Below are 22,553 nucleotides of genomic sequence, written 5' to 3'. Positions count from 1 at the left end.
TGTTTTTGGAATCAGCAGGCAGCTACGATTACATCATCATCGGCGCCGGCTCGGCCGGTTGCGTCCTGGCCAACCGCCTCAGCGCCGATGCGGACAAGGAAGTCTTGCTGATCGAGGCGGGCGGCCGTGACGATTACGTGTGGATCCACATCCCGGTCGGCTATTTGCACTGCATCGACAATCCCCGCACCGACTGGAAATTCCGCACCGAAGCCGATCCCGGCCTTGGCGGCCGCAGCCTGCTCTACCCGCGCGGCAAAGTGCTGGGCGGCAGTTCGTCGATCAACGGCATGATCTACATGCGCGGCCAGGACGGCGACTACGACCGCTGGGCCGAGGTCACCGGCGACGACAGCTGGCGCTGGGAGGCTGTGCTGCCACTGTTCAAAAAAAGCGAGGACTACCACGGCGGCGCATCGGCATTCCACGGCACCGGCGGCTTGTGGCGCGTGGAAAAACAGCGCTTATCCTGGCAGATACTGGACGCGTTTCGCGACGCCGCCGCGCAGTGCGGCATCCAGAAAGTGGATGATTTCAACCGCGGCGACAACGCCGGCTGCGGCTATTTCGAGGTCAATCAGAAACGCGGCATCCGCTGGAACACCGCCAAGGCGTTTTTAAAACCGGCGGCGCGGCGGCCCAATCTGACCATCATGACCGGGTGTCACGTGGAACGGTTGACGATTGAAAATGGCGTCTGCACCGGCGTGCTGTTCACTGGCGGCGGCACCCGTTTCACCGCCACCGCGAACAAGGAAACCCTGCTGGCGGCAGGCGCCGTTGGCAGCCCGCAGATTTTGCAGTGCTCCGGCATTGGCCCGGCGGCGCGCTTGCATGCGCTCGGCATCACGCCGGTGGTTGACCTGCCGGGCGTGGGCGAAAACCTGCAGGACCATCTGCAACTGCGCATGATTTACAAGGTGGGCCAAGGCGCGCGCACCCTGAATACGATGGCGTCCAACTGGTTCGGCAAGATGCGCATCGGCCTCGAGTACGCGATGTTCCAGAGCGGACCGATGTCAATGGCGCCGTCGCAACTGGGCGCGTTCGCGCGTTCCAGCGCCAGCGAAACAACGCCGAATCTGCAGTACCACGTGCAGCCGCTGTCGCTGGAAAAATTTGGCGACCCCTTGCACACTTTTCCCGCCTTCACCGCCAGCGTGTGCAATCTGCGGCCGACCTCGCGCGGTCACGTGCGCATCGCCAGCGCCGACCCGTATGCGCCGCCGAAAATCTCGCCGCTGTATCTGAGCACGCCGGAAGACCGCAAGGTGGCCGCGCAGGCGCTGACGCTGACGCGCACCATCGTCGCCGCGCCGGCGCTGCAACAGTACGCGCCCGAGGAGTACAAACCCGGCATCCACTACCGCACCGACGAGGAATTGGCCGAGGCCGCCGGTGCGATCGGCACCACGATTTTCCACCCGGTCGGCACCTGCAAGATGGGCCGCGCCGACGATCCCGCCGCCGTGGTGGACAGCCAGTTGCGCGTGAAAGGGGTGCGCAATGTGCGCGTGGTGGATGCGTCCGTGATGCCGTTTATCACGTCCGGAAACACCAACTCTCCCACCATCATGATCGCCGAAAAAGCTGCTCAGCTAATCCGTGGCACTTGAATGTAGATCAAAAATTCATCGTATTTATACTGTATTGTTAGCCAATTTGTTACTGTGTATGATCTAGAAAAAATTGGTACTTTGAAAAGAATAACAGGGAGACAGGATGTCCGACGTTATCTTGGAAACAAAGCGTTTGACCAAGGAATTCAAGGGTTTTACCGCGGTCAACGACGTGAATCTCAAAGTGCAGCGCGGCCACATCCACGCGCTGATCGGCCCCAACGGGGCAGGCAAAACCACATGCTTCAATCTGCTGACCAAGTTCCTGGTGCCGACCTCGGGCCAGATCCTGTTCAACGGCAATGACATCACCGCCGCCCGCCCGGCACAGATCGCCCGCATGGGCGTGATCCGGTCGTTTCAGATTTCCGCTGTCTTTCCGCACCTGACGGTGTTGCAGAATGTGCGCATCGGCTTGCAGCGCCAGCTCGGCACCAGCTTCTTTTTCTGGCAGAGCGAACGCGCGCTGGACCGCCTCAACGACCGCGCCATGCAGTTGCTGGCGGAAGTCGACCTGACCGGCTTCGCCGATACCATCACGGTCGACATGCCTTACGGCCGCAAGCGCGCGCTGGAAATCGCCACCACGCTGGCGATGGAACCGGAGCTGATGCTGCTGGATGAACCGACGCAGGGCATGGGCCACGAGGATGTGCACCGTGTCACCGAGCTGATCAAAAAAGTGTCGGCCGGCCGCACCATCCTGATGGTCGAGCACAACATGAAGGTGGTGTCCGGCATCTGCGACAAGATCTCGGTGCTGCAGCGCGGCGCCATGCTGGCGGAGGGCTCGTACGCCGAGGTGTCGCGCAACGCGCAGGTGATGGAAGCGTACATGGGCACGGAAGCCAGCGTGCTGGAAGGAGCGCACTGATGGCGGCCGCGCTGGACATCTCGAACCTGCAAGCCTGGTACGGCGAGTCGCACATCCTGCACAACGTCAACATGACGGTGCAGCCGGGCGAGGTGGTGACGCTGCTGGGCCGCAACGGCGCCGGCCGCACCACCACGCTGCGCGCCATCATGGGCCTGACCGGCGCGCGCAAGGGCTCGATCAAGGTCAACGGCAAGGAGGCGATCGGCCTGCAGACGCACAAGATCGCCCACCTCGGCATCGGTTATTGCCCGGAGGAGCGCGGCATATTCTCGTCGCTGTCGACCGAGGAAAACCTGATGCTGCCGCCGCAGCTGAACGGCGTGGACAAGGGCATGTCGGTGGCGGAAATCTACGCGATGTTTCCCAACCTGGAGGAGCGCAAGCACAGCCAGGGCACGCGCCTGTCCGGCGGCGAGCAGCAGATGCTGGCGGTGGCGCGCATCCTGCGCACCGGCGCGCGCCTGCTGCTGCTGGATGAAATCTCGGAAGGGCTGGCGCCGGTCATCGTGCAGGGGCTGGCGCGCATGATCACCACGCTCAAAGCCAAGGGCTACACCATCGTGATGGTGGAACAGAATTTCCGGTTTGCCGCGCCGCTGGCCGACCGGTTTTATGTGATGGAACACGGGCAGATAGTCGAGACCTTTGTTGCATCGGAGTTGGACGCCAAGATGCCGGTGTTGAACGAGCTTCTCGGTGTTTGAAAATAAAAACCACGGTAGGAGACGAACAATGAAAATCAAAGCCATAACCCTCGCCGTCGCCGCTTGCGCGACCTTCTCCGCCCAGGCACAGATTTCGGGCGACACCATCAAGATCGGCTTCATCACCGACATGTCCGGCCTGTACACCGACATCGACGGCGCCGGCGGCGCCGAGGCCATCAAGATGGCGATCGCCGACGCGGGCGGCAACATCAACGGCAAGAAGATCGAATTCATTTCCGCCGACCACCAGAACAAGGCCGACATCGCCGCCTCCAAGGCGCGCGAGTGGTTCGACCAGCAGGGCGTGGACATGCTGATCGGCGGCACCAATTCCGGCGCCAACCTGGCCATGGCCAAGGTGGCGGCCGAGAAGAAAAAAATCTTCGTCTCGATCGGCGCCGGCTCGGCCCGCCTGACCAACGAGGAATGCACGCCCTACACCGTGCATTACGCCTACGACACCATCGCGCTGGCGCGCGGCACCGGCGGCGCCATCGTCAAGCAGGGCGGCAAGAACTGGTATTTCCTGACCGCCGACTATGCGTTTGGCCAGTCGCTGGAAAAAGACACGTCGGACCTGGTCAAGTCGGCCGGCGGCAAGGTGATGGGCTCGGTCAAGCATCCGCTGTCGGCGTCGGACTTCTCGTCCTTCCTGCTGCAGGCGCAGTCGTCCGGGGCGCAGATCCTGGGCCTGGCCAACGCCGGCGGCGACGCCATCAACTCGATCAAGGCCGCCAACGAGTTCGGCATCACCAAGAAGATGAAGCTGGCCGGCCTGCTGATCTTCATCAACGACGTGCACTCGCTGGGGCTGAACCTGACCCAGGGCATGTACCTGACCGACGGCTGGTATTGGGACATGAGCCCGGAGTCGCGCGCCTGGTCCAAGCGCTATTTCGAGAAGATGAAGAAGGAGCCGTCGATGCTGCAGGCCGCCGACTATTCGGCCGCCGGCAATTACCTGAAGGCGGTGAAGGCGGTCGGCACCGACGATTCCGACAAGGTGATGGCCTACCTGAAGGCGAACAAGATCAACGACGTGTTCACCAAGAACGGCACGATCCGGCCCGACGGCCGCATGGTCCACGATATGTATCTGATGGAAGTGAAGAAGCCGTCGGAGTCGAAATATCCGTGGGATTACTACAAGGTCGTGGCCACGATTCCGGGCGAGCAGGCATACGCCACCAAGGCGGAAACCAAGTGCAGCCTGTGGAAATAATCTAAGTTATCCCCGCGTCATTCCAGCGAACGCTGGAATCCATGCTGAGCGTCATGGCCAGCGTTCTATGGATTCCGGCGTGCGCCGGAATGACGGTTCGTCTGATCTCTCAATGTACGGATTCCCATGGAAATCTTCGGCTATCCCTTGCCCATGATTATGAGCCAGCTGCTGCTGGGGCTGGTCAACGGCTCGTTCTACGCGATGCTGTCGCTGGGCCTGGCGGTGATCTTTGGCCTGCTCAATGTGATTAACTTTGCCCACGGCGCGCTGTACATGATGGGCGCGTTCCTGGCGTGGATGGGCATCGAGTACTGGGGCCTGAATTACTGGGTGATGCTGGTGCTGGCGCCGCTGTTGGTCGGCGTGTTCGGCATCGTCATCGAGAAGACCATGCTGCGCCATCTGTACAAGCTGGACCACCTGTACGGGCTGCTGCTGACCTTCGGCATCACGCTGCTGCTGGAGGGCGTGTTCCGCTCGTTCTACGGCGTCTCCGGCCAGCCGTTTCAGACGCCCGAGGCGCTGGCCGGTTCCACCGACCTCGGCTTCATGCTGCTGCCGAATTATCGCGCCTGGGTGGTGGTGGCCTCGCTGGTGGTATGCCTGTCGACCTGGTTTGTCATCGAAAAGACCAAGCTCGGCGCCTACCTGCGCGCCGGCACCGAGAATCCCAAGCTGGTGGAAGCGTTCGGCATCAACGTGCCGCTGATGGTGACGCTGACCTACGGCTTCGGCGTCGCTTTGGCGGGCTTTGCAGGCGTTTTGGCGGCCCCCATCATCCAGGTGCAACCCCTGATGGGGCAGAACCTGATTATCGTCGTCTTCGCCGTTGTGGTGATCGGCGGCATGGGGTCGATCATGGGCTCGATCCTGACCGGGCTGGCGCTGGGCGTCATCGAGGGCCTGACCAAGGTGTTCTATCCGGAGTTTTCGTCCACCGTGGTGTTCCTGGTGATGGTGGTGGTGCTGTTGCTGCGTCCGGCCGGCCTGTTCGGGAAGGAAAAATGATGAACAAGAAAATCGGCTATCTGCTCGCCTTGGCCGTCGCGGTCGCCGCGCCGTTTGTCGGCTATCCGGTGTTCCTGTCCAAGCTGCTGTGCTTTGCGCTGTTCGCCTGCGCGTTCAACCTGCTGATCGGCTTTACCGGGCTGCTGTCCTTCGGCCATGCGGCCTTCTTTGGCGCCGCCGGTTACGTGGCCGGCAACGCGCTGAGGAACTGGGGACTGCCGTTCGAGCTTGGGATTCTGGCCGGCGTCGCCGCTGGCGCGCTGATCGGGCTGGTGATGGGCGCGCTGGCGATCCGCCGCCAGGGCATCTACTTTTCGATGATTACGCTGGCGCTGGCGCAGATGGTGTACTTCGGCGCGCTGCGGGCAGGGAACTTCACCGGCGGCGAGGACGGCCTGCAAGGCGTTCCACGTGGAAGGCTGCTTGGCGTGGTCGACCTCAGCAACGACACCGTCCTGTACTTCGTCGTGCTCGGCATTTGCGTGCTGGCGTTTGCGCTGATCGTGCGCACCGTGCATTCGCCGTTCGGCCAGGTGCTGAAGGCGATCAAGGAGAACGAGCCGCGCGCCGTCTCGCTCGGCTATGACGTCGACAAGTACAAGCTGCTGGCCTTCGTGCTGTCGGCCGCGCTGGCGGCGCTGGCCGGCGCCACCAAGACCGTGGTGCTGGGCTTTGAAACCTTGACCGACGTCCACTGGACGATGTCCGGCCTGGTAATCCTGATGACGCTGGTGGGCGGCATGGGCACGCTGGCCGGCCCGATGCTCGGCGCCATCATCATTATCGCGCTGGAAAACAAGCTGGGCGACTGGGGCGCGTTGCTGGCCCGGCTCAGCGGGATTGAATGGTTTAACACCATCGGCGAAGCGGTCAACATGGTGGTTGGCCTGATCTTCATTATTTGTGTGCTGTTGTTCCGGCGCGGCATTATCGGTGAGTTCATTGCGCTGGCCGGAAAGAAGAAACCAGTGTGAGGAGCGTATGCAAATCAAAACCATTGTGCTGGCGCTGGCCGGCATCGCAGTCACCGCCTGCGGTTCGGATCATCATGACCCGGACCAGCCGGAAGACCTGAACTTCAAGCCGTCCTATCTCGGCGCGATCAGCAGCAATACCTACGACGGCGTCAGCGACGACCTGCTGACCGCCGGCCTGGGCAAGACCGGACTGGCGGCCGCCGCGCCGCCGGCCTATGCCGACGCCAACAATCCCACCGCCGCCGAGCTGCGCCGCAACGCCATCTACAGCAATTACCGCGCGGTGCTGGATATCGCCGCCAACAGCGGCTACGGCACGCTGTACGGCCCGAATGTGGATGCCAAGGGCGTGGCCGGCACCGGCGAGGGCAAGATCGCCGGCACCGAGTATTTGGCCTATACCGACAACAACGTCACGCTCATGGTGCAGGTGCCGGCCGGGTTCGACGTGAAAAATCCCTGCATCGTCACCGGCACATCGAGCGGCTCGCGCGGCATCTACGGCGCCATCGGCAGCTCCGGCGAGTGGGGCCTGAAGAACAACTGCGCGGTGACCTACGCCGACAAGGGCAGCGGCACCGGCCTGTATGCCTTCGACGACGACAGCGTGAACTTGCAGAACGGCGTGCGCGCCAGCCGGGCGGCGGCCGGCGCCAACGCCACGTTCGCCCCGGCGCTGAGCGACGCCGAGCGCGCCGCGTTTGCCGCGGCCTATCCGGGCCGCATCGCCTTCAAGCACGCGCACTCGCAGCAGAATCCGGAAAAGGACTGGGGCAAGTACACCTTGCAGGCGGTGGAGTTTGCCTTCTATGTACTCAACGAGAAGTACGGCGCGCTGGCGCGGGACAACAAAAGCCACATCGTGGCGTTGACGCCCAAGAACACGATCACCATCGCCTCCAGCATTTCCAACGGTGCCGGCGCGGCGCTGCTGGCGGCCGAGCAGGACACCAAGGGCCTGATCTCCGGTGTGGCCGCCAGCGAACCGCAGATCCAGCCGAAGAGCGGCACCGGCTACTCGGTGCGCCAGGGCGCGGCGGCGGTGACAGGGCAGGGCAAGGCGCTGTTCGATTACTCGACTTATGCCGCCCTCTACCAGCCGTGCATCGCTTCGACGGCGGCGGCGCCGGGACGCTGCACTGCGCTGGTCGCGCGTGGCCTGTTGAGCGGCGCCGACCTGACCGCGCAGCAGAATGATGCCAAGGCGCGCCTCAAGGCCTACGGCTGGCTGCCGGACGCCGATGTGCTGCAAGCGGCCCATGCCGGCACCAACATCCTGGTGGCGGTGACGTATGCCTACGCCTACGGCAAGTTTTCTGTGACGGATAAGGTCTGCGGTTTCACATTTGCGCCGACCGATGCGAGTGGGGTGCCGGTGGCGTTCACGTCCGCGCAGAAGGCCAGCAGCTTCGCCACGCAGAATGGTATCGTTGGCAGCGTGGTGTACGAAGATTCGGTCGGCGGGGCCAGGGCGTATAACGCGGGCGTGTCGCCGGGCAGCGGCATAGCCGACCAGTCGCTGGACGGCTTCCTGTGCCTGCGCTCGCTGGCGACCGGCGTCGATGCCGTCACCGGCGCGCCGTTGAGTGCTGCGCTGGCGGCGCAGAGCGCGCGCGTCCGGGCCGGCATGGCAGAGGTGGCGGCGACGGGTAATCTGAAGGGCAAGCCGGCCATCATCGTACAGGGGCGCAGCGATACGCTGATTCCGGTGAATTTTGCGTCACGGGCGTATGCGGGGCTGAATGCGGCGGTGGAGGGCAGTGCGAGCAAGCTGCGCTACATCGAGGTGACGAATGCCAACCATTTCGATTCGTTCGCGAATGCGCTGCCGGGCAATATCGTACCGTTGCACGTGTATCTGTTCCGGGCGCTGGATGCGATGCTGGCCAGCTTGCGCAACGGCGCCACGCCGCTGCCACCGTCGCAGGTGGTGCGGACGGTGACCCGGGCGGACAATACCACGCCGGTCACGTCCGCCAATGTGCCGCCGTTCGCCGCGACCCCAACGGCGGCGAACTCGATTCTGGTCAGCGGCACCACGATTACAATCCCTGATTGAGCGGCGCAGCGAACCCCCGGCGATGGGGTCTGACCCCGTCCGGGGTCAGACCCCGGTGTGCCGCCGTGCGGGGTAAAAATTAAAGCGCGGCAGCGTAGATGGCGCGTGCGTCGTCCCGGGTTACGAGGCGGGGGTTGTTGCCGAGTAAGCGGGTCTGGAGCATGGCGTCATCCGCCAGCCGGTCCAGATCCGCCTCCGTGATTCCCACTTGCTGCAAGGTCCGCTCAATCCCCGCCACCGTCGCAATTTGCTGCATGGCAACAGCCAACGCCTCGGCCCGTGCCTCGACCGACCCGCTGGCCGCCGGCACCACAATCGCCGCCAACTCCGCGTACAGCGCCGCCGCTTCCGGCGCATTGAACCTCAGCACATGCGGCAGCACCAGCGAATTCGACAACCCATGTGGCACGTGGAAAATCCCGCCGATTGGATACGCCAGCGCATGCACCGCCGCCACCGGCGCGTTGGAAAATGCCTGCCCGGCCAACATCGCCCCCAGCAGCATGGCCTGGCGTGCCGCCAGATTCTTGCCGTCCTCGCAGACCGCGATCAGATTGGCGGACAACAACTGCAGCGCCTTGCGCGCCAGCACGTCGGACAGCGGGTTCTTTTTATACCTGGTCGTGTACGCCTCGATGGCATGCACCATCGCATCAATGCCGGTGGCGGCGGTCACGTGCGGCGGCAGGCCGAGCGTCAACTCCGCGTCCAGCAATGCCAAATCGGCATAGAGTTGTGGTGCCACCACGCCCATCTTCGTGGTAGCGCCGGTGGTGACGATGGCGATATTGGTCACCTCCGAGCCGGTGCCGGCGGTGGTGGGAATCTGCACCAGCGGCAGGCGCGCGCCGCGCACATTGCCGATGCCATAGATGGTGCTGATCGGCTGGTCGCTGTCGGCCAGCACGGCGATCAGCTTGGCCACGTCCATCGAGCTGCCACCGCCAAGGCCGATGACGATGTCAGCCCGGAACGCGCGCGCCGCACCGACCGCTTCCAGCACCACCACCTCGGGCGGGTCCGCCACCACATCCGAGTACACCTCCACCGCCAGGCCGGCGCTGCGCAAGCTGGCCACCGGCGCGTCGACCAGTCCGGTTTTCAGGAAGCCGGGATCGGTGACCAGCAAGGCGCGCTGGGCGGCGGGAAAACGGTCGGCGATGTGCTGGCCCAGCCGGCGGGCGGCGCCCAGCTCGGAAACAATATGGGCCACGGTGCTGAAAGCAAAGGCAGGGAAATCAGTCATGACGGCGTCCGTTCAATAGTGAGTTCTCCGTCTAGCTTACCCCAAGCCATGCCGTATCCGCATCAGCTTCCGCACATTTCTTCCGTACAATGGAGCCTTTGCATGTGAGGGATGGCGGGATCATGGTGGACTTTTGGGTGTTGGGGGCGGCCGCGTTTGGCGCGGGTCTGGTCGATGCGGTGGTGGGCGGAGGAGGGCTGATCCAGCTGCCGACCATGTTCACCGTGTTTCCGAACATGGCGCCGGCCACGCTGATCGGCACCAACAAGCTGGCCAGCATCTTCGGCACCAGCGTGGCGGCGGTCAGCTATGCGCGGCGGGTGACGATCGCCTGGTCGGTGGCGACGCCGGCAGCGATAGCGGCGCTGCTGTTTGCTTTTTTGGGCGCCTACACGGTGACGCATGTGTCGGCCGATTTCATGCGGACCGCGTTGCCGGTGGTGCTGTTACTGGTGGCAATCTACACCTTTGCCAAGAAGGACTTCGGCAGCGTCCACGCGCCGATTCACTCCGGTGCCAGGGAGCAGACGCTGGCGCTGCTGGTCGGCGCCGCCATCGGCTTCTACGACGGTTTCTTTGGGCCGGGCACTGGCAGCTTCCTGGTGTTTCTGTTCGTGCGCGTGTTCGGCTTTGACTTCCTGGGGGCGTCGGCGGTGGCGAAGATCGTCAACGTGGCGTGCAACTTTGCCGGGCTGGTGTGGTTCGGCTATTCCGGCCACTTGATCTGGCAGCTGGGCTTGACGATGGCGGTATGCCAGATCGTCGGTTCGTTGATCGGGTCGCGCATGGCGATGAAGCATGGCAGCAGCTTCGTGCGCAAGTTGTTCCTGGTGGTTGTCTCGGTGCTAATCATCAAGACCGGGCACGATGCGTGGTTGCGTTGGTGACACTGTTTCACGTGGAACACTGCGTCGTCGTTCCGGCAGCAGCCTGAACGACAGCTTGAATTGGACACTACGGTGTCCTTTTTTTATTGTTTCACGTGGAACACATCCAAGAATATTTTTGCCTAAAAAAGTCGCAGCACGAAAAAAACTCTATAATTTGACCTTGATCCCTTCGCTTTCAATTTTCCACCATGTTATTCCCTACCAAATTCGACGTCATCGTTGTCGGCGGTGGTCACGCCGGTACCGAAGCTGCACTCGCTTCCGCCCGCATGGGCCAGAAGACGCTGCTGCTCACCCACAACATTGAGACGCTGGGTCAGATGTCGTGCAACCCTTCCATCGGCGGTATCGGCAAAGGCCACCTGGTCAAGGAGGTCGACGCGCTGGGCGGCGCCATGGCCATCGCCACCGACGAGTCGGGCATCCAGTTCCGCATTCTGAATTCCTCCAAAGGTCCCGCCGTGCGCGCCACCCGCGCCCAGGCCGACCGTATCTTGTACAAGGCCGCGATCCGCTCGCGCCTGGAAAATCAACCCAACCTGTGGCTATTCCAGCAGGCCGTGGACGACCTGATGGTGGAGGGCGACCGCGTGGTCGGCGCCGTCACGCAGATCGGCCTGAAGTTCCTGGCGGACGCCGTGGTGCTGACTGCCGGCACTTTCCTCGACGGTAAAATCCACGTCGGCCTGAACAACTACTCGGGCGGCCGCGCTGGCGATCCACCGGCCGTGTCGCTGTCCGCGCGCCTGAAGGAACTGAAGCTGCCACAGGGCCGCCTGAAGACCGGCACGCCGCCGCGTATTGACGGCCGCAGCATCGACTTCACGCAGATGACCGAACAGCCGGGCGACCTGGATCCGGTGCCGGTGTTCTCGGTGATGGGCAACGCCGCCATGCACCCTGAGCAGATGCCATGCTGGGTCACCCACACCAACAGCAAAACGCACGACATCATCCGTGGCGGTCTGGACCGCAGCCCGATGTACACCGGCGTGATCGAAGGTGTCGGTCCGCGCTATTGCCCGTCGATCGAGGACAAGATCCACCGCTTCTCGTCCAAGGAATCGCACCAGATTTTCCTGGAACCGGAAGGCCTGACGACCCACGAGTTCTACCCGAACGGCATCTCCACCAGCCTGCCATTTGACGTGCAGATCGAGCTGGTGCGCTCGATGAAAGGCCTGGAAAACGCCCATATCCTGCGTCCCGGCTACGCCATCGAGTACGACTATTTCGACCCACGCGGCCTGAAAGCGTCGCTGGAAACCAAGGCCATCAACGGCCTGTTCTTCGCCGGCCAGATCAACGGCACCACCGGTTACGAGGAAGCGGCGGCGCAAGGCCTGCTGGCCGGCATCAACGCCGCGCTGCAAACCCAGGGCAAGGAGGCGTGGACGCCAGCGCGCTCGGAAGCTTATCTGGGCGTGATGGTGGACGACCTCGTCACGCAGGGCGTGATGGAACCGTACCGCATGTTCACCAGCCGCGCCGAATACCGCCTGAGCCTGCGCGAAGACAATGCCGACATGCGCCTGACCGAGATCGGCCGCAAGCTGGGCGTGATCGGCGACGTCCAGTGGGCAGCGTTCGACCGCAAACGCGAGGCGGTCGCCAAGGAACTGGAGCGCCTGCGTTCCACGTGGGTGAACCCGCGCATCCTGGAGGCGGCGGAGTCCGAGCGCGTGATTGGCCAGGCCATCGAGCGCGAATATTCGCTGGCCGACCTGCTGCGCCGTCCGGGCGTGGAGTACGAAAAGCTGATGACGCTGAAAGGCATGGACGGCCGCGAGCTGGCCGGCCCGGGCGAAACCGACGAGGCCGTCAAGGAGCAGATCGAAATCCAGCTCAAGTATTCGGGCTATATCGACCGCCAGACGCGGGAAGTGGAGCGCCACGAGCACTACGAAAACCTGAAGCTGCCGGAGAACTATAACTACCTGGACATCACCGCGCTGTCGGTGGAGGTGCGCCAGAAGTTGCACGCGCAGCGTCCCGAGACGCTGGGCCAGGCATCGCGTATTTCAGGTGTGACGCCGGCGGCGATTTCGCTGTTGCTGGTGCACCTGAAGAAGGCCGGTTTCGGTGGTTTCGTTCAGAAAGATGAGGCAGCATGAAGGTGTTTGACCGCAGTGTCGTCGCGGATGTTTTGAAACAAGGCATCAACCAGCTACCGCTGGCGCTGAGCGAGGAACAGGTGGAGAAGCTGCTGGACTACCTGACCCTGCTGAACAAGTGGAATTCGGTCTATAACCTGACCTCGGTGCGCGATCCATTGGAGATGGTGAAGCTGCACCTGCTGGACTCGCTGACGGCAGTGCCGGCCTTCGCCGGCGCCGTCAACGTGCTGGACGTGGGGGCCGGGGGCGGACTGCCGGGCATGGTGCTGGCGATCAGCCGCCCGGACATGAAGGTGTCGATGATCGACACGGTGCACAAGAAAACCGCCTTCCTCAACCAGGTGAAGGCAGAGCTGGAGCTGAGCAACGTGACGGTGTACACGAAGAAGGTGCAGGAGCTGGCAGTGAAGACGCAATTCGACGTCATTACCTCCAGGGCGTTTGCCGACCTGTCGGACTTCGTCAACTGGTCCGGGCACTTGCTGGCGGAGGGCGGCCAGTTCATCGCCTTGAAAGGCACGGCACCAGCGGAGGAGCGCGAGCGACTGCCAGCGCCATGGAAAGTGCAGAAACTGGAGCCTTTGGCGGTTCCCGGGCTGGACGCGGAACGGCATCTGGTTTTCATCAAGGCAGAAACAGTATAAACGGTTTATACGGTATAAATGGTTTATATCATTTAAATAGTATAAATCGTTTATATCGTTTATACCGTATAAATCAAAAGCATCAATACTCATAAGAAATACATGGCAAAAATTTTTTGCGTAGCAAATCAAAAGGGCGGCGTAGGCAAGACCACCACCACCGTTAACCTCGCCGCCGGTCTGGCAAAACTGGACCAGCGCGTGCTGCTGGTCGACCTGGACCCGCAGGGTAACGCCACCATGGGGGCTGGCATCAACAAGGCAGGGCTGGCGGCGTCCACGTATGAAGTCATGCTGGGCACCAGCGACGTCGCCACCGCGCGCCAGCGTTCCGAGCCCGGCCACTTCGACGTGCTGCCGTCCAACCGCGAACTGGCCGGCGCCGAAGTGGAGATGGTGGAGCTGGACAACCGCGAACGCCGCCTGAAGGAAGCGCTGGCGCTGGTCGATAAAGAATATGACTTTATCCTGATCGACTGCCCGCCTGCGCTGTCGATGCTGACGCTGAACGGGCTGTGCGCCGCGCACGGCGTCATCATTCCGATGCAGTGCGAGTACTATGCGCTGGAAGGGCTGTCCGATCTGGTCAACACCATCAAGAAGGTGCACGCCAACCTGAACCCGGATTTGAAAATCATCGGCCTGCTGCGCGTGATGTTCGATCCGCGCATGACGCTGTCGCAGCAGGTGTCGGCGCAACTGGAGCAGCACTTCGGCGACAAGGTCTTCAAGACCATCATCCCGCGCAACGTGCGCCTGGCCGAAGCGCCGTCGTACGGCGTGCCGGGCGTCACCTTCGATCCGACCTCCAAGGGCGCGCAGGCGTACATCGCCTTCGGCGCCGAGATGGTCAAGCGCATCAAGAAAATGTAAGGCACAGACATGGCAACCAAAAAATTCAAGGGCCTGGGTCGCGGCCTGGACGCGCTGCTCGGCGGCGATAGCGACATCACCACGCCGGACGCCAATACGCCGTCCGAACTGCCGGTGGCAAAAATGCAAGCCGGTAAATACCAGCCGCGCACCCGCATGGACGAAGGCGGCCTGCAGGAGCTGGCCGCGTCGATCAAATCGCAGGGCATCATGCAGCCGATCCTGGTGCGGCCGGTCGGCAAGGATAAATACGAGATCATCGCCGGCGAACGCCGTTTCCGCGCCGCGCAACTGGCGGGATTGGAAGTGCTCCCTGTTTTGGTGCGGGATGTGGACGACCAGGCCGCCGCTGCCATGGCGCTGATCGAGAACATGCAGCGCGAGGATCTGAATCCGCTGGAAGAGGCGCAGGGCATCCATCGCCTGATCACCGATTTCGCTTTCACGCATGAGCAGGCGGCCAACGCGGTCGGCCGGTCGCGCAGCGCCGTGTCCAACCTGCTGCGCCTGATGAATCTGGCGGCGCCGGTGCAGACCATGCTGATGGCCGGCGATATCGACATGGGCCACGCGCGCGCGCTGCTGGCGGTGGACGCCGCCACGCAGATCAATCTGGCCAACATGGTGGTTGCCAAAAGGCTATCGGTGCGAGAAACCGAGAAACTGGTGACCAAAACGCTGGAAGAATTGAAATCGTCGCCGAAAGAGGCGCGATTGAGAGAAAAGTCCGGCGACATCGTGCGTCTGGAAGAAGAACTGTCGGACAAGCTGGCGACACCGGTGGTGTTCAAGATGGGCGCCAAGGGGCGCGGCCAGATGATTATTGATTTTGCGGATCTCGATATTCTTGACGGCGTGTTGGCCCGCTTGCGCGCCTGACCCCGGTAAGGCGGGGTCTGACCCCGTACGGGGTCAGACCCCAGAACGCGAGCCTCGGGGTGCGCGGGGTCCATTTCACCATTTGGAAAATGGTTAACTGATCCCAACTTGGTGCAAAGACGGCGGAAATGTTTCTAAAAGCGTCTCATTCGTGCACCAAATGCTCTGCTGCGGTGCAGCATGTTTGACGTGATACATCAAAGACACATATAATCACGCGTCTTTGGGGTTTTAATCGGTTTTTAAGGAGGCTCGGCAGTGAGTAGTTCGACGAGCATTTCCAAACCGGTGTTCCGAGTCGTCGCCCTCCAGTTGGCCATCGCCACTGGATTCGCCTTGCTCACCTGGAACGTAGGTGGAGTAATCAAAGCTTGGTCGGCCGCCTATGGCGGAGCAATCGCAGTCATCGGGAGCCTGATGTACGCGATGATTGTTGCGGGCGGAACAAATGACGCCAAAAAAGCTTTCCGCGCGCATGTGCGCGCCGAAGTGACAAAGATTTTTATCACGGTAGTGCTGTTTGTGGCGGCACTCGTGTTGTTTCAGTCGGCCTCATGGTTATGGCTGATCTTGGGTTTCGCGGTGTCAACTTTCGCTTACTGGCTGGCATTGCTCGCAATTTAATCACCAAAATCTTATATTTTTATGACCACTGAACACGTCGGGCACGAAGCGCCCACCAATATTGAGTACATTCAGCACCACCTTAGCCACCTGAAATCGGCCGACGGCATGTTTAACCTGGACACGTTCTGGGTTTCGGCCATTCTGGGCCTGGTTTTCCTCGGTGTGTTCTACCTGGCCAGCCGCCGCGCCACCGCTGGCGTGCCGGGCAAGCTGCAGAACTTCGTCGAAGCCGTGATGGAACTGGTCAACGACGTCGTCAACTCGGCCTTCCACGCCAAGAGCAAGGTCATCGCCCCGCTGGCGATCACCATTTTCTGCTGGGTTTGGCTGATGAACGCCATGGACTTCCTGCCGGTCGACCTGCTGCCGAAGATCCTGGGCTTCTTTGGCGTCCACAAGCTGCGCGTCGTGCCTACCGCCGACGTCAACCACACTTTCGGCATGTCGTTCGGCGTCATGCTGTGCATTATCGGTTTCTCGATCAAAGCCAAAGGTCTCGGCGGCTGGGGTAAAGAGCTGCTGACCGCGCCGTTCCACGCGCATGGCTTCATGGCCATCGTGCTGGCGCCGGTCAACTTTGTCTTCCAGATGATCGAGCTGCTGGCTAAACCACTGTCGCTGTCGCTGCGTTTGTTCGGCAATATGTACGCCGGCGAACTGCTGTTCATCCTGATCGCTCTGCTGCCATGGTGGGCACAGTGGCTGCTCGGTGGTCCGTGGGTGATCTTCCACATCCTGGTGGTGACCCTGCAAGCGTTTGTGTTCATGGCGCTGACGGTTGTGTATCTGGCCATTGCGGTTGAGAAGCACTAAATTTTCGTTTTTCACTTTTTAGTATCTGTAGTCTTTTTTAAATCTTAGGAGAAATTTCAATGCAAGCTCTGATCGCACAAGTACAAAGCATGACCGTTCTGGCAGCCGCTATCATCATCGGCCTGGCCGCTATCGGCACCGCTCTGGGTTTCGCCATTCTGGGCGGTAAATTCCTGGAAGCTTCGGCTCGTCAACCAGAACTGATGCCACAACTGCAAACCAAGCTGTTCGTTATCGCTGGTCTGCTGGACGCGATCTCGATGATCGGCGTTGGTGTTGCTCTGCTGTACACCTTCAGCAACCCATTCCTGGCTGCCCTGCAAACCGTCGCTCAGTAATCTGCTCCACCCTAGGAGAAACTTTTAGTTAGGAGCAAAGGTATGGACATCAATATGTCTCTCATCGGCCAGATGATCACCTTCGCGGTGCTGGTCTGGGTGTCGATGAAGTTCGTATTTCCATCGCTGAATGCAGCGCTGGATGAGCGTGCCAAGCGCATCGCTGATGGTCTGGCCGCTGCCGACCAGGGTCAGCAAGCTATGGTCGTCGCGGAAAAGCGCGCCGCCGAAGCTCTGGCCGGTGCACGCGAAGAAGCTTCGCAACGCGTTGCCGACGCTGAAAAGCGCGCGCAACTGGTGGCCGAAGAAATCAAGGCGAATGCACAAGCTGAAGCGAACCGCATCATTGCGCAAGCCAAGGCCGAAGCCGAGCAGCAACTGGCCACGGCGCGCGAAGCGTTGCGCGCTCAGGTGGCTGACCTGGCTGTGAAGGGCGCCGAGCAAATCCTCAAGCGCGAAGTCAACGCCTCGGCCCACGCCGAACTGTTGTCGCGCCTGTCTGTCGAGCTGTAATCATGGCAGAAAACGCAACCGTCGCCCGTCCCTACGCGGAAGCTCTGTTCCGCGTAGCCCAAGCAGGTAAGGAATCGTTCAACCTCGCGGCATGGGCCGAACTGGTGGCCGAACTGGCCCAGATCGCCGCCCATCCCGAGGTGCAAGCATTCGCCCGCAACCCGAAAGCGTCGGCCAGCGATATCGTCGCCGCCTTCAAGGCCCTGGTGAAAACCCCGGTCAACCAGGAAGCCGATAACTTCCTGGCCATGCTGGTCGAGAACGGCCGCATCAGTCTGCTGCCGGAAATCGGCGCGCAATTCCAGGCGCTGAAAAACGCCGCGGAAGGCGCCGCAGACGCCGAGATCACCAGCGCCTTTGCGCTGGACGCCGCGCAGGTGACCGCGCTGATCGCGACGCTGGAAAAGAAATTCAGCCGCAAGCTGAACCCGGTGGTGACCGTGGACCCAGCCCTGATCGGTGGCGTGCGCGTGGTGGTCGGCGACGAAGTGCTGGACACTTCGGTCCGCGCCAAGCTCGAGCAAATGCGTGTCGCACTGGTCGCGTAAGGTTAAGCCGCGACCGCTTGGAACAGATTCTTCATCTCGCGCAAGCTGAGAGAAACCCTATTTAGGAGTTAGTTAGTATGCAACTCAACCCATCTGAAATCAGCGAGCTGATCAAGAGCCGTATCCAAGGCCTTGATGGTGGCGCTGAAGTACGTAACCAAGGCACGGTGATTTCCGTGGCCGACGGTATCGTCCGCATCCACGGCCTGTCGGAAGTCATGCAGGGCGAGATGCTGGAATTCCCAGGCAACACCTTCGGTCTGGCGATGAACCTGGAGCGCGACTCGGTTGGCGCCGTGATCCTGGGTGCTTACGAGCACATCTCGGAAGGCGACACCGTCAAGTGCACCGGCCGCATCCTGGAAGTGCCGGTCGGTCCGGAACTGCGTGGCCGCGTGGTCAACGCCCTGGGCCAGCCGATCGACGGCAAAGGCGCCATCGAGACCAAGCTGACCTCGCCAATCGAGAAAATCGCGCCGGGCGTGATCGCCCGTGAGTCCGTGTCGCAGCCGATGCAGACCGGCCTGAAGTCGATCGACGCGATGGTGCCGATCGGCCGTGGCCAGCGTGAGCTGATCATCGGCGACCGCCAGACCGGCAAGTCGGCGGTGGCGGTGGATGCGATCATCAACCAAAAAGGCCAGGGCATGACGTGCATCTACGTTGCCATCGGCCAAAAAGCCTCGACCATCAAGAACATCGTGCGCTCGCTGGAAGAGCACGGCGCGCTGGAGTACACCATTGTGGTGGCCGCGTCGGCGTCGGAATCGGCCGCGATGCAGTACATCTCGGCCTACTCGGGCTGCACCATGGGCGAGTACTTCCGCGACCGCGGCGAAGACGCGCTGATCGTCTACGATGACCTGTCGAAGCAAGCGGTTGCTTACCGCCAGATCTCGCTGCTGCTGCGCCGCCCACCAGGCCGTGAAGCCTACCCAGGCGACGTGTTCTACCTGCACTCGCGTCTGCTGGAGCGCGCCGCGCGCGTCAACGCCGACTACGTCGAAGCGTTCACCAACGGCGAAGTCAAGGGCAAGACCGGTTCGCTGACCGCGCTGCCGATCATCGAAACCCAGGCGGGCGACGTCTCGGCCTTCGTGCCGACCAACGTGATTTCGATTACCGACGGCCAGATCTTCCTGGAAACCTCGCTGTTCAACTCGGGCATCCGTCCGGCGATCAACGCCGGTATCTCGGTGTCGCGCGTCGGTGGCGCCGCTCAGACCAAGGTCATCAAAAACCTGTCCGGCGGTATCCGTACCGACCTGGCGCAGTACCGTGAGCTGGCTGCGTTCGCGCAGTTCGCCTCGGACCTGGACGAGTCGACCCGCAAGCAGCTGGACCGCGGTGCCCGCGTGACCGAACTGCTGAAGCAGAAACAGTACTCGCCACTGTCGATCTCGCTGATGGCCGCCTCGCTGTTCGCCGTGAACAAGGGCTACCTGGACGACGTCGAAGTCAAGAAAGTGCTGCCATTCGAAGCCGGCCTGCATGCTTACCTGAAGACCAAGCAAGCCGACCTGCTGTCGAAGATTGAGTCGTCGAAGCAACTGGACAAGGACGGCGAAGCTGCGCTGGCCGCCGCCATTGCCGACTTCAAGAAATCCGGCGCATTTTAAGGGTAACGGCACCTCGCAAGAGGTGCCTTCTGCGCAGAAGGAGTAAGGACTCATGGCAGTAGGCAAAGAGATACGTGGCAAGATCAAAAGCGTAGAAAATACGAAGAAGATCACCAAGGCGATGGAAATGGTCGCCGCATCGAAAATGCGCAAGGCGCAGGATCGCATGCGCGCCGCCCGTCCCTACAGTGAGAAAGTTCGTAACATCGCGGCGAATCTGGCCAACGCAAACCCAGAATACACGCACCCGTTCCTGGCCGATGAAGCCAAGGACGCGGCCAAGGCGATTGGTTTCATCGTGGTCACGACCGACAAGGGTCTGTGCGGCGGCATGAACACCAATATCCTGCGTCTGGTGACGAATAAATCGCGCGAGCTGGAAGCAGCGGGCAACAAGATTGCCGCCGTCGCGATCGGTAACAAAGGTTTGGGCTTCCTGAACCGCGTTGGTGTGCCGGTGGTTGCGCAAGTGACCCAGATCGGCGACACCCCGCACCTGGAAAAACTGATCGGCCCCGTCAAGGTCATGCTGGAAAAATTCCAGAACGGCGAAGTCGATGCGGTTTACCTGTGCTACACCAAGTTCATCAACACGATGAAGCAGGAGCCAGTGGTTGAACAACTGCTGCCACTGCCGGCTGCGAAGAAGCAGGCTGACGAAGGTAATCACAACTGGGATTACATCTACGAGCCAGACGCGGCCACCGTGATCGACGAACTGCTGGAGCGCTATGTTGAAGCGCTGGTGTACCAGTCGGTGGCGGAAAACCTGGCGTCCGAGCAATCGGCGCGCATGGTGGCGATGAAGGCGGCCAGCGACAACGCGGGCAATGTGATCGGCGAACTGAAGCTGATCTACAACAAAACCCGCCAGGCTGCGATTACCAAAGAACTCTCCGAAATCGTCGCCGGTGCGGCAGCGGTTTAAACGAATTTAACTATATTTGAAGGAACGAACATGGCTGATGGCAAAATCGTTCAGTGTATCGGCGCGGTGGTGGACGTTGAGTTTCCACGTGACGCAATGCCCAAGGTATTTGATGCCTTGAAGATGGAAGGCTCCGAGCTGACGCTGGAAGTACAACAACAACTGGGTGACGGCGTGGTCCGTACTATTGCGCTGGGTTCGTCGGACGGCCTGCGCCGCGGCATGACCATCCAGAACACCGGCAAGCCGATCATGGTGCCAGTGGGTCCCGCGACCCTGGGCCGCATCATGGACGTGCTGGGCAACCCGATCGACGAATGCGGCCCGGTCTCGCACGACCAGATCGCCTCGATCCACCGCACCCCGCCTGCCTACGACGAGCTGTCGCCATCGCAGGACCTGCTGGAAACCGGTATTAAAGTGATCGACCTGGTCTGCCCGTTCGCTAAGGGCGGTAAGGTCGGCCTGTTCGGTGGCGCCGGCGTCGGCAAGACCGTGAACATGATGGAACTGATCAACAACATCGCTAAAGCGCACTCGGGTCTGTCCGTGTTCGCCGGTGTGGGTGAGCGTACCCGTGAAGGTAACGACTTCTACCACGAAATGGCCGATGCCAAGGTGGTGGACCTGGAAAACCCGGCCAACTCGAAAGTGGCCATGGTCTACGGCCAGATGAACGAACCGCCAGGCAACCGTCTGCGCGTGGCGCTGACCGGCCTGACCATCGCGGAATCGTTCCGTGACGAAGGCAAGGACGTGCTGTTCTTCGTGGACAACATCTACCGCTTCACGCTGGCCGGTACCGAAGTGTCGGCACTGCTGGGCCGTATGCCATCGGCGGTGGGCTACCAGCCGACCCTGGCCGAAGAAATGGGCCGTCTGCAGGAGCGCATCACCTCGACCAAGACCGGTTCGATCACCTCGATCCAGGCCGTGTACGTGCCAGCGGATGACTTGACCGACCCATCGCCAGCGACCACCTTCGGCCACCTGGATTCGACCGTGGTGCTGTCGCGTGACATCGCCTCGCTGGGTATCTACCCTGCGGTGGACCCGCTGGACTCGACCTCGCGCCAGCTGGACCCGCTGGTGGTTGGCCAGGAGCACTACGAGACCGCGCGTTCGGTCCAGGGCACCCTGCAGCGCTACAAGGAACTGCGCGACATCATCGCGATTCTGGGCATGGACGAACTGGCGCCGGAAGACAAGCTGACCGTGGCACGCGCCCGTAAGATGCAGCGTTTCCTGTCGCAGCCGTTCCACGTTGCTGAAGTGTTCACCGGCGCACCTGGCAAGTACGTGTCGCTGAAGGACACCATCAAGGGCTTCAAGATGATCGCCTCGGGCGAACTGGATCACCTGCCAGAGCAAGCGTTCTACATGGTCGGCACGATCGAAGAAGCCATCGAAAAAGCCAAGAAACTCAACTAATCAGTTGAGTTGACCGGTCCCGCCGCGAGGCGGGGCCGTTCCACCCGATAGGACACACATGGCAAACACTATTCACGTTGACGTGGTATCCGCCGAGGAGTTGATCTACTCTGGCGACGCCGAATTCGTCGCGTTGCCGGGTGAGCAGGGCGAGCTGGGTATCTACCCGAAGCACACGCCGCTGATTACCCGTATTCGTCCGGGCGCGGTGCGCATCCAGGTTCCGGGCCAGTCGGAAGAAGAGTTCGTCTTCGTCGCCGGCGGCCTGCTGGAAGTGCAGCCGAGCGCGGTGACGGTGCTGGCCGATACCGCGATTCGCGGCAAGGATCTGGACGAGGCCAAAGCAACGGCCGCCAAGAAACGCGCCGAAGAAGCGCTGGCCAACAACAGCTCGGGCATCGACTACGCGAAAGCGCAAGCCGAACTGGCAGCGGCCATCGGCCAGCTGGCAGCCATCGCCAAACTGCGCGCCAAGCACTAAGCAACGCACAGCAGCATCCCAAAAAAGGCAGCCTCGGCTGTAATGCCGTTCAGTTAAGGTCTCGTTTCAAGACCCGAACGGTGTATCGCTGAGGTAGTGCTTTAACGGCCCGGTCGTAATGACGACCGGGCCGT

Annotated in this window: 22 protein-coding genes; 21 read left to right on the top strand and 1 reads right to left on the bottom strand. The window is 61.7% G+C overall.

Features of this window, described 5'->3' with window-relative positions:
* Positions 1–5 precede the first annotated feature (5 nt).
* The 7 genes from FHW58_RS18630 to FHW58_RS18600 all read left to right on the top strand — a co-directional run bounded on the left by FHW58_RS18630 (position 6) and on the right by FHW58_RS18600 (position 8,472).
* On the top strand, positions 6–1,616 hold the full coding sequence (locus FHW58_RS18630; protein WP_179674671.1) for a GMC family oxidoreductase: 1,611 nt from the start codon (positions 6–8) through the stop codon (positions 1,614–1,616).
* Between the two features lie 106 nt (positions 1,617–1,722).
* Positions 1,723–2,493 (top strand): ABC transporter ATP-binding protein, encoded by a 771-nt coding sequence (locus FHW58_RS18625; protein WP_179674670.1) that lies wholly within the window; start codon positions 1,723–1,725, stop codon positions 2,491–2,493.
* Complete coding sequence (locus FHW58_RS18620) at positions 2,493–3,200, top strand: ABC transporter ATP-binding protein (protein ID WP_179674669.1); 708 nt, start codon at positions 2,493–2,495, stop codon at positions 3,198–3,200. Before FHW58_RS18625 ends, FHW58_RS18620 begins: the two co-directional genes overlap by 1 nt.
* Before the next feature lie 28 nt (positions 3,201–3,228).
* Complete coding sequence (locus FHW58_RS18615) at positions 3,229–4,425, top strand: ABC transporter substrate-binding protein (protein WP_179674668.1); 1,197 nt, start codon at positions 3,229–3,231, stop codon at positions 4,423–4,425.
* 126 nt (positions 4,426–4,551) lie between these two features.
* On the top strand, positions 4,552–5,436 hold the full coding sequence (locus tag FHW58_RS18610) for a branched-chain amino acid ABC transporter permease (RefSeq protein WP_179674667.1): 885 nt from the start codon (positions 4,552–4,554) through the stop codon (positions 5,434–5,436).
* A complete protein-coding gene (locus tag FHW58_RS18605; protein ID WP_179674666.1) occupies positions 5,436–6,410 on the top strand; it encodes a branched-chain amino acid ABC transporter permease in 975 nt (324 codons plus the stop codon). The genes FHW58_RS18610 and FHW58_RS18605 overlap by 1 nt, the downstream gene beginning before the upstream one ends.
* A 7-nt stretch (positions 6,411–6,417) precedes the next feature.
* Complete coding sequence (locus FHW58_RS18600; protein WP_179674665.1) at positions 6,418–8,472, top strand: 3-hydroxybutyrate oligomer hydrolase family protein; 2,055 nt, start codon at positions 6,418–6,420, stop codon at positions 8,470–8,472.
* Between the two features lie 79 nt (positions 8,473–8,551).
* Here the strand turns inward: FHW58_RS18600 and FHW58_RS18595 are convergent, their stop codons facing one another.
* Positions 8,552–9,718, bottom strand: coding sequence for an iron-containing alcohol dehydrogenase (locus FHW58_RS18595; protein ID WP_179674664.1), 1,167 nt, complete (start codon positions 9,716–9,718; stop codon positions 8,552–8,554).
* 122 nt (positions 9,719–9,840) lie between these two features.
* Here FHW58_RS18595 and FHW58_RS18590 point away from each other — a divergent pair, with 122 nt between their 5' ends.
* The 14 genes from FHW58_RS18590 to FHW58_RS18525 all read left to right on the top strand — a co-directional run bounded on the left by FHW58_RS18590 (position 9,841) and on the right by FHW58_RS18525 (position 22,419).
* Positions 9,841–10,605: a TSUP family transporter gene (locus FHW58_RS18590; RefSeq protein ID WP_179674663.1), complete on the top strand. Its 765-nt coding sequence runs from the start codon at positions 9,841–9,843 to the stop codon at positions 10,603–10,605.
* Between the two features lie 191 nt (positions 10,606–10,796).
* Positions 10,797–12,722 carry a tRNA uridine-5-carboxymethylaminomethyl(34) synthesis enzyme MnmG gene (gene mnmG, locus FHW58_RS18585; RefSeq protein WP_179674662.1) on the top strand — a complete coding sequence of 642 codons (1,926 nt, stop codon included), beginning with the start codon at positions 10,797–10,799 and terminating at the stop codon, positions 12,720–12,722.
* Entirely contained in the window at positions 12,719–13,369 is a 651-nt protein-coding gene (gene rsmG, locus FHW58_RS18580) for a 16S rRNA (guanine(527)-N(7))-methyltransferase RsmG (RefSeq protein ID WP_179674661.1), read from the top strand. The genes mnmG and rsmG overlap by 4 nt, the downstream gene beginning before the upstream one ends.
* 102 nt (positions 13,370–13,471) lie before the next feature.
* Positions 13,472–14,242 (top strand): ParA family protein, encoded by a 771-nt coding sequence (locus FHW58_RS18575; RefSeq protein WP_179674660.1) that lies wholly within the window; start codon positions 13,472–13,474, stop codon positions 14,240–14,242.
* 9 nt (positions 14,243–14,251) lie between these two features.
* On the top strand, positions 14,252–15,121 hold the full coding sequence (locus tag FHW58_RS18570; RefSeq protein ID WP_179674659.1) for a ParB/RepB/Spo0J family partition protein: 870 nt from the start codon (positions 14,252–14,254) through the stop codon (positions 15,119–15,121).
* 258 nt (positions 15,122–15,379) lie between these two features.
* Positions 15,380–15,745, top strand: a complete 366-nt coding sequence (locus FHW58_RS18565) for an ATP synthase subunit I (protein WP_373996703.1) — start codon at positions 15,380–15,382, stop codon at positions 15,743–15,745.
* A 21-nt stretch (positions 15,746–15,766) separates the two neighbouring features.
* Complete coding sequence (gene atpB, locus FHW58_RS18560) at positions 15,767–16,561, top strand: F0F1 ATP synthase subunit A (protein WP_179674658.1); 795 nt, start codon at positions 15,767–15,769, stop codon at positions 16,559–16,561.
* 59 nt (positions 16,562–16,620) lie between these two features.
* Positions 16,621–16,899, top strand: coding sequence for a F0F1 ATP synthase subunit C (gene atpE / locus FHW58_RS18555; protein ID WP_072782978.1), 279 nt, complete (start codon positions 16,621–16,623; stop codon positions 16,897–16,899).
* 42 nt (positions 16,900–16,941) lie between these two features.
* Positions 16,942–17,412: a F0F1 ATP synthase subunit B gene (locus FHW58_RS18550; RefSeq protein ID WP_179674657.1), complete on the top strand. Its 471-nt coding sequence runs from the start codon at positions 16,942–16,944 to the stop codon at positions 17,410–17,412.
* A gap of 2 nt (positions 17,413–17,414) precedes the next feature.
* Positions 17,415–17,960 (top strand): F0F1 ATP synthase subunit delta, encoded by a 546-nt coding sequence (locus FHW58_RS18545; RefSeq protein WP_179674656.1) that lies wholly within the window; start codon positions 17,415–17,417, stop codon positions 17,958–17,960.
* Positions 17,961–18,037: 77 nt separating this feature from the next.
* Positions 18,038–19,579, top strand: a complete 1,542-nt coding sequence (gene atpA / locus FHW58_RS18540; protein WP_179674655.1) for a F0F1 ATP synthase subunit alpha — start codon at positions 18,038–18,040, stop codon at positions 19,577–19,579.
* 52 nt (positions 19,580–19,631) lie between these two features.
* Positions 19,632–20,507, top strand: coding sequence for a F0F1 ATP synthase subunit gamma (gene atpG / locus FHW58_RS18535; protein ID WP_179674654.1), 876 nt, complete (start codon positions 19,632–19,634; stop codon positions 20,505–20,507).
* A gap of 30 nt (positions 20,508–20,537) precedes the next feature.
* Complete coding sequence (atpD, locus tag FHW58_RS18530; RefSeq protein WP_179674653.1) at positions 20,538–21,938, top strand: F0F1 ATP synthase subunit beta; 1,401 nt, start codon at positions 20,538–20,540, stop codon at positions 21,936–21,938.
* 58 nt (positions 21,939–21,996) lie between these two features.
* Positions 21,997–22,419 carry a F0F1 ATP synthase subunit epsilon gene (locus FHW58_RS18525; RefSeq protein ID WP_179674652.1) on the top strand — a complete coding sequence of 141 codons (423 nt, stop codon included), beginning with the start codon at positions 21,997–21,999 and terminating at the stop codon, positions 22,417–22,419.
* The last annotated feature ends 134 nt before the right edge of the window (positions 22,420–22,553 follow it).

It is taken from the genome of Duganella sp. 1224 (assembly GCF_013408245.1).
Lineage (GTDB): Bacteria > Pseudomonadota > Gammaproteobacteria > Burkholderiales > Burkholderiaceae_D > Rugamonas.
This window is presented reverse-complemented; position numbering and strand designations above follow the sequence as displayed.

Bases quoted from the DNA above. Each gene is read 5' to 3' on its own strand.
- FHW58_RS18625 (WP_179674670.1), top strand. From the start codon at position 1,723: ATGTCCGACGTTATCTTGGAAACAAAGCGTTTGACCAAGGAATTCAAG.
- FHW58_RS18620 (WP_179674669.1), top strand. From the start codon at position 2,493: ATGGCGGCCGCGCTGGACATCTCGAACCTGCAAGCCTGGTACGGCGAG.
- FHW58_RS18615 (WP_179674668.1), top strand. From the start codon at position 3,229: ATGAAAATCAAAGCCATAACCCTCGCCGTCGCCGCTTGCGCGACCTTC.
- FHW58_RS18610 (WP_179674667.1), top strand. From the start codon at position 4,552: ATGGAAATCTTCGGCTATCCCTTGCCCATGATTATGAGCCAGCTGCTG.
- FHW58_RS18605 (WP_179674666.1), top strand. From the start codon at position 5,436: ATGAACAAGAAAATCGGCTATCTGCTCGCCTTGGCCGTCGCGGTCGCC.
- FHW58_RS18600 (WP_179674665.1), top strand. From the start codon at position 6,418: ATGCAAATCAAAACCATTGTGCTGGCGCTGGCCGGCATCGCAGTCACC.
- FHW58_RS18595 (WP_179674664.1), bottom strand. From the start codon at position 9,718: ATGACTGATTTCCCTGCCTTTGCTTTCAGCACCGTGGCCCATATTGTT.
- FHW58_RS18590 (WP_179674663.1), top strand. From the start codon at position 9,841: ATGGTGGACTTTTGGGTGTTGGGGGCGGCCGCGTTTGGCGCGGGTCTG.
- mnmG (WP_179674662.1), top strand. From the start codon at position 10,797: ATGTTATTCCCTACCAAATTCGACGTCATCGTTGTCGGCGGTGGTCAC.
- rsmG (WP_179674661.1), top strand. From the start codon at position 12,719: ATGAAGGTGTTTGACCGCAGTGTCGTCGCGGATGTTTTGAAACAAGGC.
- FHW58_RS18575 (WP_179674660.1), top strand. From the start codon at position 13,472: ATGGCAAAAATTTTTTGCGTAGCAAATCAAAAGGGCGGCGTAGGCAAG.
- FHW58_RS18570 (WP_179674659.1), top strand. From the start codon at position 14,252: ATGGCAACCAAAAAATTCAAGGGCCTGGGTCGCGGCCTGGACGCGCTG.
- atpB (WP_179674658.1), top strand. From the start codon at position 15,767: ATGACCACTGAACACGTCGGGCACGAAGCGCCCACCAATATTGAGTAC.
- atpE (WP_072782978.1), top strand. From the start codon at position 16,621: ATGCAAGCTCTGATCGCACAAGTACAAAGCATGACCGTTCTGGCAGCC.
- FHW58_RS18550 (WP_179674657.1), top strand. From the start codon at position 16,942: ATGGACATCAATATGTCTCTCATCGGCCAGATGATCACCTTCGCGGTG.
- FHW58_RS18545 (WP_179674656.1), top strand. From the start codon at position 17,415: ATGGCAGAAAACGCAACCGTCGCCCGTCCCTACGCGGAAGCTCTGTTC.
- atpA (WP_179674655.1), top strand. From the start codon at position 18,038: ATGCAACTCAACCCATCTGAAATCAGCGAGCTGATCAAGAGCCGTATC.
- atpG (WP_179674654.1), top strand. From the start codon at position 19,632: ATGGCAGTAGGCAAAGAGATACGTGGCAAGATCAAAAGCGTAGAAAAT.
- atpD (WP_179674653.1), top strand. From the start codon at position 20,538: ATGGCTGATGGCAAAATCGTTCAGTGTATCGGCGCGGTGGTGGACGTT.
- FHW58_RS18525 (WP_179674652.1), top strand. From the start codon at position 21,997: ATGGCAAACACTATTCACGTTGACGTGGTATCCGCCGAGGAGTTGATC.